Origin of the sequence: Vibrio harveyi NBRC 15634 = ATCC 14126 = KCTC 12724 (genome assembly GCF_001591145.1) — a bacterium.
Classification (GTDB): domain Bacteria; phylum Pseudomonadota; class Gammaproteobacteria; order Enterobacterales; family Vibrionaceae; genus Vibrio; species Vibrio harveyi.
The window spans coordinates 80,859-95,849 of sequence record NZ_BCUF01000018.1; the positions used below are offsets into that span (position 1 = coordinate 80,859).

General features: G+C 46.2%; 16 protein-coding genes. 8 read left to right on the top strand and 8 right to left on the bottom strand.

The window, feature by feature from the left end:
• Positions 1-16: 16 nt before the first annotated feature.
• The 4 genes from VHA02S_RS11485 to VHA02S_RS11500 all read left to right on the top strand — a co-directional run bounded on the left by VHA02S_RS11485 (position 17) and on the right by VHA02S_RS11500 (position 4,247).
• Complete coding sequence (locus VHA02S_RS11485) at positions 17-2,275, top strand: ribonucleoside-diphosphate reductase subunit alpha (RefSeq protein ID WP_009697999.1); 2,259 nt, start codon at positions 17-19, stop codon at positions 2,273-2,275.
• Positions 2,276-2,326: 51 nt separating this feature from the next.
• On the top strand, positions 2,327-3,259 hold the full coding sequence (locus VHA02S_RS11490; protein WP_005447479.1) for a ribonucleotide-diphosphate reductase subunit beta: 933 nt from the start codon (positions 2,327-2,329) through the stop codon (positions 3,257-3,259).
• A 25-nt stretch (positions 3,260-3,284) separates the two neighbouring features.
• Entirely contained in the window at positions 3,285-3,527 is a 243-nt protein-coding gene (locus tag VHA02S_RS11495; protein WP_172461350.1) for a glutaredoxin family protein, read from the top strand.
• Positions 3,528-3,758: 231 nt separating this feature from the next.
• Positions 3,759-4,247 carry a GNAT family N-acetyltransferase gene (locus tag VHA02S_RS11500; protein WP_009697997.1) on the top strand — a complete coding sequence of 163 codons (489 nt, stop codon included), beginning with the start codon at positions 3,759-3,761 and terminating at the stop codon, positions 4,245-4,247.
• Positions 4,248-4,329: 82 nt separating this feature from the next.
• Here the strand turns inward: VHA02S_RS11500 and VHA02S_RS11505 are convergent, their stop codons facing one another.
• The 4 genes from VHA02S_RS11505 to VHA02S_RS11515 all read right to left on the bottom strand — a co-directional run bounded on the left by VHA02S_RS11505 (position 4,330) and on the right by VHA02S_RS11515 (position 6,645).
• On the bottom strand, positions 4,330-4,719 hold the full coding sequence (locus tag VHA02S_RS11505; protein ID WP_005447482.1) for a hypothetical protein: 390 nt from the start codon (positions 4,717-4,719) through the stop codon (positions 4,330-4,332).
• Positions 4,719-4,943: a membrane protein insertion efficiency factor YidD gene (gene yidD, locus VHA02S_RS25330; protein ID WP_005447483.1), complete on the bottom strand. Its 225-nt coding sequence runs from the start codon at positions 4,941-4,943 to the stop codon at positions 4,719-4,721. Before yidD ends, VHA02S_RS11505 begins: the two co-directional genes overlap by 1 nt.
• A 2-nt stretch (positions 4,944-4,945) precedes the next feature.
• On the bottom strand, positions 4,946-5,161 hold the full coding sequence (locus tag VHA02S_RS11510; protein WP_005447484.1) for a DUF4177 domain-containing protein: 216 nt from the start codon (positions 5,159-5,161) through the stop codon (positions 4,946-4,948).
• Positions 5,162-5,349: 188 nt separating this feature from the next.
• A complete protein-coding gene (locus VHA02S_RS11515) occupies positions 5,350-6,645 on the bottom strand; it encodes an alpha/beta fold hydrolase (RefSeq protein WP_038898251.1) in 1,296 nt (431 codons plus the stop codon).
• Positions 6,646-6,899: 254 nt separating this feature from the next.
• On the opposite strand from VHA02S_RS11515, the gene VHA02S_RS11520 reads away from it, so the two are divergent.
• On the top strand, positions 6,900-8,066 hold the full coding sequence (locus VHA02S_RS11520; RefSeq protein WP_038898250.1) for a D-alanyl-D-alanine carboxypeptidase family protein: 1,167 nt from the start codon (positions 6,900-6,902) through the stop codon (positions 8,064-8,066).
• Between the two features lie 103 nt (positions 8,067-8,169).
• Here the strand turns inward: VHA02S_RS11520 and VHA02S_RS11525 are convergent, their stop codons facing one another.
• From VHA02S_RS11525 to VHA02S_RS26340, 3 genes are all read right to left on the bottom strand, one after another.
• Complete coding sequence (locus VHA02S_RS11525; protein WP_038898249.1) at positions 8,170-10,827, bottom strand: alpha-amylase family glycosyl hydrolase; 2,658 nt, start codon at positions 10,825-10,827, stop codon at positions 8,170-8,172.
• A 129-nt stretch (positions 10,828-10,956) separates the two neighbouring features.
• Complete coding sequence (locus VHA02S_RS11530) at positions 10,957-12,243, bottom strand: helix-turn-helix transcriptional regulator (RefSeq protein WP_227740446.1); 1,287 nt, start codon at positions 12,241-12,243, stop codon at positions 10,957-10,959.
• Positions 12,244-12,246: 3 nt separating this feature from the next.
• Entirely contained in the window at positions 12,247-12,426 is a 180-nt protein-coding gene (locus tag VHA02S_RS26340; protein WP_227740444.1) for a hypothetical protein, read from the bottom strand.
• Positions 12,427-12,588: 162 nt separating this feature from the next.
• Between VHA02S_RS26340 and nfsB the strand changes: the two genes are divergently transcribed.
• Both nfsB and VHA02S_RS11540 read left to right on the top strand, forming a co-directional pair.
• Entirely contained in the window at positions 12,589-13,242 is a 654-nt protein-coding gene (nfsB, locus tag VHA02S_RS11535; protein ID WP_038898248.1) for an oxygen-insensitive NAD(P)H nitroreductase, read from the top strand.
• A gap of 5 nt (positions 13,243-13,247) precedes the next feature.
• Positions 13,248-13,538, top strand: coding sequence for a putative quinol monooxygenase (locus VHA02S_RS11540; RefSeq protein WP_005436210.1), 291 nt, complete (start codon positions 13,248-13,250; stop codon positions 13,536-13,538).
• Here the strand turns inward: VHA02S_RS11540 and VHA02S_RS11545 are convergent.
• Positions 13,535-14,464, bottom strand: a complete 930-nt coding sequence (locus VHA02S_RS11545; protein ID WP_029788322.1) for a LysR family transcriptional regulator — start codon at positions 14,462-14,464, stop codon at positions 13,535-13,537. The two genes, VHA02S_RS11540 and VHA02S_RS11545, sit on opposite strands and share 4 nt — an antisense overlap.
• Positions 14,465-14,596: 132 nt before the next feature.
• Between VHA02S_RS11545 and VHA02S_RS11550 the strand changes: the two genes are divergently transcribed.
• Positions 14,597-14,815: a VF530 family protein gene (locus VHA02S_RS11550; RefSeq protein WP_005436214.1), complete on the top strand. Its 219-nt coding sequence runs from the start codon at positions 14,597-14,599 to the stop codon at positions 14,813-14,815.
• The last annotated feature ends 176 nt before the right edge of the window (positions 14,816-14,991 follow it).

A 14,991-nucleotide genomic window follows, 5' to 3' on the forward strand; every position in this document is an offset into this window, starting at 1 on the left:
ACACAAGATATAGATTATGGACGTTATAAAACGAGATGGACGGAAAGAAAAAGCCAGTCTAGATAAGGTGACTCGAAGAGCCGAAGCGCTGGCTGATGGACTAAAAGTCGAACCTATTGCGGTTGCACAACGCGTGGTAAGCGGTTTGTACGACGGCATTAAGGTGACGGAAATCGATGTGTTCCTCGCTGAAACGGCAGCAAGCCTCGCGACGGAACACCCTGATTATGCCAAGCTTGCGGCTCGCGTGATGGTGAGTTCTCTGCAAAAAGAAACCAGCGGATACGCAACTGCAACACGTGAGCTCTCTGAAATCGGTATTCTTTCCGATATTTACGTCGACTTTGTTGCCAAGAATCAGTTTGCGCTCGAAGACATGATTGACTACAAACGCGACTATCAGTTTGATTACTTCGGCTACAAAACTCTCGAGCGTTCCTACTTATTGAAAGTAAAAGGTGTGGTGGTTGAACGACCGCAAGATATGTTCATGCGTGTAGCGGTCGCTGTCGCGGGTGACGATCTTGAAGAAATTAGAGAGCTATACGATTTGCTCAGTCTTGGCTACTACACCCACGCTACGCCAACGCTGTTTAATGCTGGCTGTAAGATGCAGCAACTGTCTTCGTGTTTCCTATTAGCGATGCAAGAAGATTCCATTAACGGTATTTACGACACCCTCAAAGATTGTGCGCTGATTTCTAAATCGGCGGGTGGCATTGGGCTACACATCCACAATATTCGAGCGACGGGTGCGCCAATCATTGGCACTAACGGTGTGTCGAATGGCATCGTGCCAATGCTGAAAGTCTTCAATGAAACTGCTCGCTATGTGGATCAAGGTGGCGGCAAGCGCAAGGGCTCGTTTGCGGTTTATCTGGAACCTTGGCATGCGGATATCGAATCCTTCCTCGATTTACGTAAAAACCACGGTAAAGAAGAGTTCCGCGCTCGTGATTTGTTCCTCGCTCTATGGGTGCCAGACTTGTTCATGGAACGTGTCGAAAACGACGCGGAATGGACTCTGTTTAGCCCACACAATACCAAAGGTTTGTCTGATTTATACGGCGCTGAATTTACTCAGAAGTACCAAGAATACGAGCGTATGGGCTTGGGCGTGAAGACCATCAAAGCCCGCCAATTGATGACACAAATCATTGAGTCGCAAGCCGAGACGGGTACGCCGTACATGCTCTACAAAGATGCGTGTAATGAAAAGTCGAATCAGAAAAACCTCGGCACCATCAAATCTAGTAACTTGTGCGCAGAGATCATGGAAGTCTCAACACCAGATGAAACGGCGGCTTGTAATTTGGCGTCTATGGCACTGCCTAAGTTCGTTACAGACACGGGGTTTGATTTCGACAAACTTCACCAAGTTACCAAAGTCGCGATTAAGAACCTCGACCGCGTTATCGATGTGAACTATCACCCAACCGATAAGATTGAAAAATCGAACCACGCGCATCGTCCTGTTGGTTTGGGTATCCAAGGTTTGGCGGATGTGTTCTTCAAAATGCACCTTCCATTCGATAGCGAAGAAGCATTGCAGCTTAACCGTGACATCGCGGAAACCATGTATCACGCCTCCCTTGAAGCGTCTTGTGAAATCGCGGCGCAAAAAGGCGCGTACTCCAGTTATGACGGCTCACCAATCAGTCATGGTCAGTTCCAATTTGATCTGTGGGATGAACAACCAAGCAGCCGCTGGGATTGGTCACAGCTCAAGCGCCAAATCGTAGAGCATGGTGTGCGCAACTCGTTACTGATTGCTCAAATGCCAACGGCGTCGACAGCGCAAATTTTAGGTAACAATGAAGCGTTTGAAGCGCAAACCAGCAATATCTATAAACGCCAAACCTTGTCGGGTGAGTTCATCATCATCAACAAACATTTGGTAAGCGATCTGGAACAGCGTGGTCTTTGGACGAGCAAAATCCGTGACGCCATTATTCTTAATAACGGTTCAGTACAAGGCATTGATGCGATTCCAGACGATCTTCAATCCGTGTATCGCACCGTGTGGGAAATCTCTCAGAAAGTGATCATTGATATGTCTGCGGCTCGTGCCCCGTTTGTTTGCCAATCGCAGAGCCTCAACTTATGGCTCGCATCACCAACGTTCGCCCAAATCAATGCGATGCACTTCTACGCGTGGAAACGTGGTCTGAAAACCGGCATGTACTACCTGCGATCTAAGCCATCGACGAATGCGGTGAAAGTCACCGTTGGTCAGCAAAGCGAAGATGAAGATTGCCTAAATTGCGGCGCATAACCTATCTCGCCAATTAAAAAGATTCACATCAACCGAAAGTAAGGAAACGGTATGATTGTTAAAAACAAATTTAGCTTGTTCCCCATTCAATACGAAGAGATTTGGCAAGCGTACAAAACTCACGAAGCGGCTTTCTGGACTACAGAAGAACTCGATTTTGCTCAAGATCTTGCTGATCTTGCCAAGCTGACCGAAGGCGAAAAGCACTTCATTCGACATGTGTTGGCGTTCTTTGCTCAGAGCGAAGGGATGATCAACGAGAACTTATTGACTCGATTTTATGGCGAAATTGAAATCGCAGAAGCGCGCTGCTTCCTTGCTTTGCAGGCGTTTAATGAGGTCATTCACGCAGAGACTTACGCACTGCAACTCGAAACTTACATTCCCGATGTTGAAGAGCGTGAGCGCTTGTTCAATGCGATTGAAAACGTCCCGACCGTGAAGCGTAAGGCGGAGTGGGTAATGAAGTGGATCTCTTCCGATAAACCATTGGCAATGCGTTTGATCGCCTTTGGCTTGGTGGAAGGCTTGTTCTTCGCTGGCAGCTTCTGTGCCATTTACTACTTCCGTAAACGTGGTTTGCTGGCTGGTTTGGCAGCAAGCAATGACTTGATTGCCCGTGATGAAGGGTTGCACTTTAGCTTTTCTGCGCTGCTATTCAAAACCTTGGGGCAGGGTAAAGTGACACAACAAGAGTTTGAAGAGATTTGCCGTGAAGCGGTTTCAATTGAGAAAGAGTTTGTAACGGAAGCCCTACCAGTGGACTTGATTGGTATGAATGCTGAGCTGATGTGCCAATACATTGAGCATACTGCCGATGTTATCGCTGGTTTGTTTGGTTTCAACCCGATCTTTGGTGCTGAAAACCCATTTGATTACATGCGCTTATTGGATATGGAAGGAAAGACCAATTTCTTCGAAAAACGCGTTACTGAGTACAAACGACCTCAAGATCGCCAATTGAGTTTTGATGCAGATTTCTAACGGCAAGGAATAGCAGAGAAGAGTGATGAAAATAGAAATGTACAGCAAGGAGCAGTGCTCCCAATGTGAAACCGCGGCAATGTGGTTGCAAAATCAGGGCTTTAAAGTGGCAACGCTCAAGTTAGGTGTGGAGTTTGAGCGGGAAACTTTGTTCGAGTTATTCCCAACCGCAAGAAGCTACCCGCAGTTTATGCTTGATGGCGAACCCATTGGTGATTTCAGTCGCTTAAAATCGGCACTCGCTTTTGAGCAAAGCGCTGCTTTCTAAGTTAGGTCTCTAATCCCCTTTTATTGAGAAAAGGGGATTTTTATTTCCACTTAAATTTTGTGGATGTTCAAATTATCAGTAAAAACTCATAAAACTGTTGAAAACGCACTCGACATAAATGGTCGAAATTTGTACTGTTGATTCGCTTCACATTCCTAAAACTTCTTATCCGATAATCAGTTGAAGCAAAGATCTGTGCTTGATACAGGTCGGTTGGCAAAGGAATTCAACATGCAACAGTTTCATATCAGAAGACTAAGAGAAGAAGACGTCCCTCTGTTGAAAACGCTCTTGGTCGAACTCGACACTTCTCACCATGATGCTGAGCCAGATTTCTACCGTTCTCCGGAAGAAATGGCGCAGTTAAGGGAAGATCGCAACATCTTCGATAAATATTTTGATGGCAGCATCACGGCTTTTATAGCTTGTTCGAACCGACAGGTGGTTGGTTTTATCTCTGGTACCGTGCGAGAGGTAAACTCGATTCTCTCTCCGGAAAGACGCGTTGGATATATCAATGAGTTGGTGGTGTCTGAAAGCCACCGTAACTTAGGTATCGGCTTGTCTTTGATGGATAAAATCGAGAGTGATTTGTGCAGCCAAGATATTGAAGAGCTCGGTTTAACCGTGGCGTCATTTAATCACGAAGGTGAAGATTTCTACCATAAGATGGGTTACCGCGTGATCACCAAAATGATGACTAAGCGAGTCAAAGACTAACGCCACATTATGTTGTGAGACACGCTCCCCAACCTTAAACTGAAAATGCCAAACGTTGGGGAGTGCTATATCGTTTAATCATCTAGTTTCTTCGTACTTCATTGAAGATTTCACAAGATAACTGATAATTGTGCTGTCTTGCTATTTTCTGTGAAAAAAACAATTGTGGTAGTTCATATATAATGAGTAACGCGAGGATAAGGAACGCACTAGGATGTCCAAGAACAAAGCCAACGATACTTACGATTAACAATATTAGCTCTAAAGCAAATAAAGCATATTTACCTAGGTAGCAATGGTGAAAACCGCCAAGAAAGAACCAGTTTAACGTTGCGTAGGTATCGGGGTCCTTGAGACTTTTAGACTGGCGTTCGTAGAATTCTTTCTTTTGATGTTCAGGTAATGAGTTTACCTGACTTCTCAGTAATTCTTCCTGTTTCTCTAGCTGTTCAATTGGCTCAAATAAGCGCATTACGGTACCTCGTCATATATTTTTTCAATGAGGTCGGGTTGGTTACACCGCTTAATTCTTGCCAAACCAAGTTTCCAACCTTTTATTGCCCCATACTTAGCAATACATTGTTTGGTGTACTCTGAGCAAGTGGGCTCAAAATTACATTCAATATTCAATAACTGCTTTGAACCACCGCTAGCCTGGTAGCGATGGATCAATTTCAAAGAGATATATTTAAGCAAACTTATCGGCCGAGAGTGATAATTACAGCCTCACGCTTCCAAAATAGCATAAAGCGTTTTTGTTCCACTACTTGGAATACAACTTGCCAACCATCTTGTGCGTACTTGTTCAGCTCTGCTTCCATCTTTTGCACAGGCAAGCCACTTGCACCTAGTAGAATTGTGCCGCAACCACCTTCAACAATGTGAACCACTTTATATTCTGTAAACTTTGTCATTTTTATAACCAACTAATTTAATAAAAACAGGATGTTACAATAAGAAATAAAATGCATCAAGATGCATTTGTCGGGTTTGCCTAATGGTATTTATTAATATTTGATGCTGAACCAAAAACGCCTCTCTATCTTGTGATAAAGAGGCGTTTTTCTATCTAGGTTTTTAGCGAATTCTGAGTACTAGCTGTTTATTTCAATGTTGCTGCGGTTTGTTTACCCATCGCAATTAACTTGTCGAGAATACGCTCACCATCTGCACGAAGACCGTTGTGCTCATATTCGTTGGTGATCCACGCTTTTGAGTTTGGCATTGTAGCGAGTGTTTCGCGGCTAATGTCCATTTCTACAAACATATCGTCGGCATAGACGGCGCAGCTCACAGGCACCTTATTGTTTGCCAGTTGCTGCGCATCGTATAACGGCGTCCAATCTGCTTTCTCTGCCAATAACTCTGCCACTTCTTTCAGTGGCTTTAAGTTCACGTATTGGTCGAACATCCAAGGGAATACCATTTCTCCAGTGAAGTAAAACGGCTTATTTTGTTCGTAATTGAACGCATCATGCTCTTGGCGCACTCGGTGCGCGCTCCATTGAGAAGCAAACCCTTGGCAGTAAATTGATTCGTGCAAAATCGCGTAAATTGGATTGGTCTGAAAGTTTTGCTGCGCCAACATGTCGTTGAGGAATTCATAACGAAGCTGAGGCTTACCGTTCACTTCAATCAAGGCACTTTCTAGCCAGTAATAAGTTGGCAAGAAGGTATCACTGACACCAAAGTTAATCCCAATTTGTTGGAACTGTTCGACAGTAAAGCGCTGACCATTTGGCAGAAACTCTTCGTGCTCCAATAAGTGATTAGCAATGTTCTGACATAGCTGCTGCGCTTGTGGGAATTGCTGGAAGAAGGCTTGGTTCTTCTCCATGGTGCGCTTAAAGGTTGCGTGATACACATCATCCGCATGGCGAGAAACCGAAGGAACACCACCTGTAATGTAGCTTTGCAGCAAGCTGTTCGGGAACAGCGATAGGTAAGTTAGTGAGCAGAAACCACCGAAGCTCTGACCCAAAATCGCCCACTTCTCAACACCAAATTGTTCACGGATAAATTCCGCATCGCGAACAATGTTGTCTGCGCGGAAGTGGCTTAAGTAGTCTGCCTGTTGCTTTGGCGTGAGGTGCGCAAGCGTCTGGTGATTAATCACGCTGCTGTTGCCAGTGCCGCGTTGGTCGAGCAGCAATACACGATACTCACTCAGTGCGCGTTTGATCCAACCGTTGTTTCCGTTTGGACGAGGAGAAGGGAAGCCCGGACCGCCTTGAAAATACACTAACCATGGTTTGTCGGAGTCTTCATCGCCGACTAAACAAACGGAGCGAGCGAAGACGTTGATCGTGCCTTTACTTAGATCTTGGTAATCCAGTGGCACGGTGAACGAGTGGGGTGTGTAATGCAGTCCTGCGTCGATAAATGATTGAGCGTTCATTGTTATGGTCTGTCCTTGGTTTATAGTCGCTTTACGATATCGAATTCCTTATTAGAAACAATAGATTTGTTGTAAGAACTCGATTTTTGAAGCCTGAAAGGCAAGTAATGGCACTCAAAACAGAAACTCTTCGATCTTTCCGTGTTGGTATGCACTGAGTGAACTATGATCTGATAGGTGCAGTTTAGACATCACTGTCTTACCGTTTTTATGAAACGAGACATTTGGCGGTCATTGACCATGGAGGATGCTTGATGAACACGTCACTTACCCGAATCACGCTCACTTGTTTATTACTACAGACCATAAGCGCCCCTGCATTGGCGGTCGTGACGCCGAATCCGCCTCAGTTACAGGCAAAAGGCTATGTGTTAATGGACTTTCAGTCCGGTGCCATCATTGCGGAGCAAAACGCGCGTGCTGGATTAGCCCCTGCCAGTTTGACTAAGTTGATGACTGCTTACGTAGTGGGGCAAGAAATCAAATCTGGGCGGCTCCAATGGGACGATAAAGTGACGGTGAGTGAGAACGCGTGGTCAGCCAAATTCCCAGACTCCTCAAAAATGTTTATCCAACCTAAAGATGAAATCACCGTCGCCAACCTAATGCGTGGTGTGATTATTCAATCTGGTAATGATGCTTGTGTGGCGCTCGCCGAACATGTTGCCGGTAGTGAAGGGGCGTTTGTCGCCTTAATGAACGGTTGGGCAGATAAGCTCAGCTTGAACGATACCTACTTCGTTAACTCGCATGGTCTGGATAGCGAGGGCATTCAAACTTCTCCTAATGATATGGCGACGCTGATGCAATCCATCATCAATGACGTTCCTGAGGTTTACGCGCTCTATAGTGAGAAGGTATTTAAGTGGAATAAGATCACCCAATACAACCGCAATAAACTGTTGTGGGACAAATCGATGGATGTCGATGGCGGCAAAACGGGCTACACCAGCAATGCAGGGTACAGTTTGGTCAGTTCTGCTAAGCAAGGAAAGATGCGATTGATCTCGGTAGTGATGGGGACACCAAGCAAGCAGTCACGCATTAGCCAGTCTAAGAACCTACTCAGCTATGGCTTCCGCTTCTATGACACTAAACAAGTGGCAAAACAGGGGGAAGTTCAGGCGAGTGCTAAAGTTTGGAAAGGCGATGTCAGTGAGATTGATTTGGGCTTTGCGCAAGATGCTTACCTGACGCTGCCTCGCTCTTTAACCGCTGGTTTAGACAAGAGTGTCGTCGTGAATGAGCCGCTGATTGCACCCATCGCAAAAGGGGATGTGGTTGGTAAAGTCGTGTGGAAGAGTGACGATAAAACCGTGGCGAGCTATCCATTGGTAAGTAACCAAGCGGTGGAAGAGGGCTCGTGGATTGGGAAGTTATGGGACAGTTTAGTGCTGTGGGTGAAGTCGTTGTTTAGCTAGCGCAAGGGTGATTTTCACATTAGTGATTTCAGAATTTCAGACAAAGAGAAGCAGCTCGAATGTGAGCTGCTTTTTGCTTTCGCGTTTATTGTGGTTTCAGTGATTATTCAGACAAGGTGATGATTGGTAAGTCATCCCAAATCTTGCTCTCATCCGAAGCGCCGCCAGAGAAGTTCCAAGGACCTTTGTCTTGTTCTAGTGGACGGTAAGTAGCAGACAATCCATCCAAGTCCCAAGTTGTCACATAGAATCGAATGCCATTCAGTGAATCAGGTCGACCAAGCGCGTCACTCGCAAAGTCCATCGAAATGGTGTTGTTAGCTTTGTCTACGGTGACCATTGGTGCAGGTGTTACGGCTTCGCCCCATGTTGTTGCGTTTGCGCCTTGAGTGTTGTAAATCGAGCTTTGCCAGCCGAAGACCACAGCATTGCGACTCCATGTTCCGCTTGGCATAGAAGCGTTGATCTTAGGCAGTTCCGTTAGGTTGCTTGCTGCTTCTTCCGGTAAATCAATGAAGATGGTGAAACCAACGTGGTCAAAGCCGTTTGGCGGCAACCAAGTATCGGTGATCTTGTCCATGGTGAAGGTCAAGCGCACATTACTGCCGACAGTAAACACCTCGGCTTTGTTGATTGCGAGTTGGCTGTTGTCTTTGTCGAACGTTGGATCCGTTGGTAGCGAGTAGTTACCGTTAGGACCGCCCATGCCATCTTGCGCATCACCTGCGTCATCAGTAGTGTCGTCTGGCGTGTTTGACCAGCTTAAGTCCGACACAAAGTTCACATCTTCAATGCCCGCTTTTTTCTCAGTGGAGTAAATCGCGAAGCGGTGTTGCTGTTCGCCAATCGCAAAGTGACGGGTAGATAAAGTCACGCTGAACTGAGCGTCAGCACCTACTGTAATGGCTTGTGCTGTTTCTAGGTTACCGTCTACGACAAGGTTCAATTTCTCGTTTGCGCTAGCAGTACCAGTAATCACGATGTCATCAGTGATGGTTTGTCCTTCCCAATCTTGCGCCAGTTGGATGTTGAGGTCTGGTGTATCTACCGATTGGGTGTCGTTAGTTTTCGAGTAAATCACGGCAGCTTTGGCTGGTAGCTCAAGGGTTACGTGACCGTTTTCATCTGCGATTAACTGCTCCGGAGCGTCTGCCCAGTTCGACATGATTTGTTGTTGGAAGACGGTGCCGCCCGCTTGCTCTACATCGAGTTGGTTCATCAACATCGGGGAATTCGATGTGTTCATTACCACTAAGACTTCGTCGCTATCCAATGTTCGTGTAAAGGCGAACACACCGGCGCCGGCTTTATCGCTGCCAATCACTTTCATTTCGCCGCGTGTCATGACTTTGTTCTCGGTACGTAACTTAGCAAGCTCTTGGATGAACAAGTACATCTCGCTGTTTTGGTCGAATGAATCTACGTAGTCGCCGTCTTCACGGTAACCGCCAGCAAACATTGCATCGCGCGCCGCTGACATTGCCTGTTCAGTACCTTGGTAAATCACAGGGATGCCCGGTACCGCCATCATGGTAATCAGCGCTTGTTTCATATCGTTGACACTGCCTTGTGATAGAAAACGCGGCATATCGTGGTTATCAATGAAGTTCGGCATGATGTATGGATTCGGGAACATCTCCATCATTTTCTCAAGACGGAAACGTAAGTAATCGGTCGGTTGTCCTGCTGCAAACACGCGCGTCAAAGTAGCTTGCAATGGGAAGTTCAACACCGAGGTTAACTGCTCCGGTGAGCCGCTTTCGCCAATGTAAGTGAGCATCTTCTCTTCGCCTTCGGTGTTGTAAGGCGTAGATGTTTCGAACACTTCACCAAAGGTCAGGAAGTTATCGCGACCAGTATCAACCGCTTGAGTCATCACACCATCGTCGGCGTGCAGGAAGTCGTTCCAGAAATCGTGCTCAACAAACTTCACGGTATCTATACGGAAACCGTCAACGCCCACTTCGCGGATCCATTTACGGTAGCTCTCTTTTAGATAAGCGCGTACTTCAGGATCGGACGTATTCAGGTCATCCAGATCCGACAGTTGCCAGGTTTTTTCTTGGACGGGATCGTTGTGGTCGGTGATGCTTGGTGTCCAGTGGTAAATGCCAGTACCGTCTTCTTTACACTCATTCATGTTGAGCGGATAAGGCAGTTCTTGCCCTGCTGGCAGCGCATTTTCAATCAAGCGAAAACCTTGGCAAGGAAGGCTAGGATCGTAATTGTATGGGTCATCGTAAGTGAAGAAGTTACCAACGTGGTTGGTCACGATGTCTTGAATCAAGAACATATTACGAGCATGTACTTCTCGTGCTAACGCTTGGTAGCTTTCCATGTCACCAAAGTGCTCATCCACTTTTTGGAAGTCACGCGCCCAGTAGCCATGGTAGCCGCCGTAGTTTTGTTCTGCGTCCCACCATTGGTTTGCCACTGGCGGCGTAATCCAGATAGAGGTTGCGCCTAGGTCTTCGATATAGCCTAGCTTGTCACTAACACCAACAAGATCACCACCACTGAATTTCTTGTCTGAGGTAGGATCGTACTCATTCTGACCTTGATCGTTAAGTGTGTTGTCGCCGTCGTTAAAACGGTCGATCATCAAGAAGTAAATGATCTGGTCTTGCCAATCAGGAGATGCCACGTGGCTTCCTGTATCTGCTGGTGTAGTTTCATCGCTACCACAGCCAGAAAGAGCTAAGGCGATCGCTAAAGGTAGTATTTTTATTTTATTCATAGGGTTAGGTAAGGTTTCAAACACGGTTTTTGTCTCCGTTATGCAGCAATGCGGAAACGATAAATCAAAGGTTTGAAATTGAGAGTGTCATTTCGCGCCAAAAGAGACGTGAAATGATGTCACGAAGAGCTGAATTTGAACTGTGCTACATATTTAACTGAGTGGTTGCACAATTGGGTATTGAATCGGGTAATGGTCTTTGGCTAACTCATTACCAGAATGATCATAGAGTCGGAATCGACACTGTTTAGCTGTTTGGGGGAGGGGAAGTTGTAGCGCCCAGCATGTGTAATCTTCTGCATTCTGAGTTTGGCTCATTGCGTGCGGAGTTAGCGCATCACCTACGTAGCAATCGATCTTCGCCACGTCTTTTAATCGACACGCGAGTTCCACAAACAAGGTGTGCTGAGTGCCGAGTTGAATAAGTTGTCTTGTCGGGACAATGTATTCTGTTGCGCCAATTAAAAGCCCTTTAGAAACCACGTAATCGCGCTGGTGGTTGTTATCAATGTAGCGTTCACCATCGACTTCATAACACAGTCTAAACGTCAGTGGATGAGCGACGGGCAGCTCTGTCGTCGCCCATAGTTCAGTGCCATTATTCAAGAAACGCTCGAAGAAGGCGGGGTAGCGACGCCAAGTGCCATCACGGTCTCGACACTCAACGGAGACCACTTTTTCAAACGCAATATTATCCACTTCCATCCAGATTTTACCGACGGGTTGGTCAATGTCGTTATCGGCTAAAGTATTGGCTTTGGCGTAGTACAAGCGGATGGGTTGGTTATTGAGATGAGTGCGGTTATCCAAGCACTGCTGACGATATTGCATTGGCGAAAACGGATACCAACGGCGAAAGGTTCGGTGGAAGTTGGAAGGCTCTTCATAACCCAACTGATAAGCGATTTGCTGCGTTGTGAGTTGAGTGTCTGCAAGTAGGGCTAATGCGTGCTTTTTCTTGGCGAAGTCGACGCATTGCGAATAGCTCATTTGTTTTTCTTGCAGGCGACGTTGCAAGGTACGCTTGGATACGCCCAGTTGTAGCGCGGCTTGTTCTAGTTTCAGTGCGTAATTGCTGTTTTTGACGAACAGAGCATTAAGCACGCTTAGCAATTCTGGCTGTTCAATTGGTTGGTGAGACAGCAGCAAATAAACATGTTTCACCAAGTCGAACACAACCGAGTTCTGATTCGGGTTAGTCTCGTCTTCTAGTTCTAAATGAGCAGAGTAAAGGTCATGGTTGTGAAGCTGAATGTGCACCGATTCACCCAAACCTAACTGTTCCAATTGCATCAGCAGCAAGTCATAAACCGATTCTGCCCAACTTGGCATCTCGGTAGCTCTGCACTCTAGCTGCATCTGAATCTGGTTATCACTGTGTTCGAAAACAATGTACAAGCGACGGTCGAACAGCGAAACACTTTTGCTCCACCACAGCAAACCTTAACGTAGCGTCGGTGCCTCTTGCAACATCATACATTGCAAGGCAACCAGCTTTTCAATATGCCAATATTCGCCAGCAATTCTTAGGTGATTGTGCCCAAGTTTTTTGCAGAAAAAGGGCGTGATGATGTTGTCTTGAGGCAGCATGAAAGTGGTTCGGTAATAAAGCAAAGGCGACATTATTGCTTAAACCAAGTGTTGCTTCAGTGAGAGTGCTCAAAGCTTGTTACATCGGCGATTTTCAAATTTATTTTGAAGATGTTTTTAACTGAAATCGGTTTTTCCCTGTAACTCATAAGGTTAAAGTGATAACCAGCATAAACTACTCGACTGGAGACCCTGATGGACATCGTTCAAGCTGCTAAATCTCGCTACTCAACCAAAGTCTTTGACCCAACTCGTAAGCTGCCACAAGAGAAGATCGACGCAGTTAAAGAACTGATTCGTTTTAGTCCATCGAGTGTGAACTCTCAGCCGTGGCACTTCATTCTGGCGAGCACAGAAGAGGGCAAGCAACGTATCGCAAAAGCAGCGCAAGAGAACTACGCGTTCAATGCTGCGAAGATCTTGAACGCATCACACGTGTTGGTGTTCTGTGCCAAAACGGGCATCGATAACGACTACATCGAAGCGTTATTAGCGCAGGAAGAAAAAGACGGTCGATTCCCAACCGAAGAGGCAAAAGCAGCGGTACGTGGCGGTCGTAGTTACTTTGTAAACATGCACCGTTTTGACCTAAAAGACGCTAATCATTGGATGGAGAAACAGGTTTACCTCAACGTCGGTACGTTATTACTGGGCGCTTCAACGCTAGAAATTGATGCGGTGCCAATCGAAGGTTTTGACCCGAAAGTGCTGGATGAAGAATTTGGTCTACGTGAAAAAGGCTACACTGGCGTTGTGATTGTGCCGCTTGGCTACCACGCGGAAGATGACTTCAATGCCAAGACGCCTAAGTCACGCTGGGAAGCAGAAACTGTATTTACCGAGATCTGATCAAGATGATTCATTTAGTTGCAGAAATTAAAGCCTACCCAGATAGTATCGACAACGTAACCAACTTACTTTCTGGTCTACTAGAACCTTCTCGTGAAGAAGAGGGTTGTTGCCAATACGAACTGTATTTGGATCAAAAGATCGAAGGCTTGTTTATGTTCCAAGAAATTTGGGCATCGCAAGAAGCGTTAGATAAGCACTTACAAAGCCCACATATCGCACAGTTTATCTCGACGCTAGAAGATAACGATTGGGTTGAATATTCTCAGATTCGCCCAATGACGTTTGTCGGTTAAGCTTCTGAGCAGAATGTTGCCAGCACTTTCTTACGTTGCTGGCAGCATTTTTCATGAATGAATTCACGGAAAGTACGAATGGTTGGCGTCAGCAAACGACGATCAGCGCACACCATGTATAGCGGTACTGGACCACAATCCCACTCAGGTAATACTCTTACCAATCTTCCCTCAATCAAATCTTGGCTGATGTCCATCAGTGATTTGTTGGCGATGCCTTTGCCTTTGATTGCTAAGCGATGGGATAAGTCACTGTCGTTGCTAAGCAGCTTGCCACTTACAACAACTTGTTCTGTTTCGTCTCCGCGAGTCAGCGTCCATTTGTTGTAAACCGAATCCGCCACCATATAACACAAACAGTTGTGTTGGTTTAGGTCTTCCGGTTTGGTCAACACAGGATTGTTTGCGACGTATTCTGGAGAGGCACACAGGATTCGCTCATTTGCACCACATAACGCCAATACGACAAGGTTAGAGTCAGCAGGTTCGCCGTAACGAATCGCGATATCGACGGGCTTGGTGTACATATCGGTTAAGCTATCAGACAGCTCTAACTTGATCGAGACGTTTGGGTAAACATCAATAAATTCATCAACCCAATCAAGCAGCATGTTGCGACCAAAATCAGATGGCGCGGTGATGTGCAGCTGACCTGATAACTCGCCACGCGCGCTTGAGATCTGATCTAACCCCTCTTGCAGTGTTGCGAGCGCTTGAGTGGTTTTGTCTAAGAACAGCTCACCTTCCGACGTTAAGCGAAGGCTGCGAGTGGAGCGCACAAACAGCGGAAAGCCAATTTGTCCCTCAAGACGTTTGATCGATGCACTGATGGCTGCTGGTGTCATGTCCATGCTGTTGGCGGCTTTCGAAAAACTGCCTTGGCGTGCGGTTTCGACAAAGATATTCAGATCGTTGAGGGCTTTCATAATGAAAAGGGCTTTTAAGAAGTTTGGGCTACTATAGGGGAGAGTCGCAGGGCAATTCAAGGTTAAAACATTAGGTTGCGCGGCGAGTTTGAGTTAGATTAGCGCGCAACTTCACTTTACCGGATCAATAGTATGAGCCAACAGCAGCCGAATAACCCACTTCACGGGTTGAGTTTAGAAAAAATCCTTACCCGTTTAGTTGAGCACTTTGGGTGGAACGGAATGCATGAACGCGTTCGTGTGAACTGCTTTAAGAAAGATCCTTCAATCAAATCGTCGCTGAAGTTCCTGCGTAAAACGCAGTGGGCAAGAGATAAAGTAGAAGCGCTGTACATCGAGACGTTCTGCTAATCGGATTTGGTGCACGTCTAAAAGAGAGATTCCGGATGGCTCGCTTAGGCTCGTCCGGAATGACGTCTGCCCCTGTATTGTAGGGCTGATAACCGTCATTCTGAACCGCGAGGAACAAGCGTGATTCAGAATCTACTCTCAGAATATATTGAGTTTATTTATTGCGTTATGGTCTG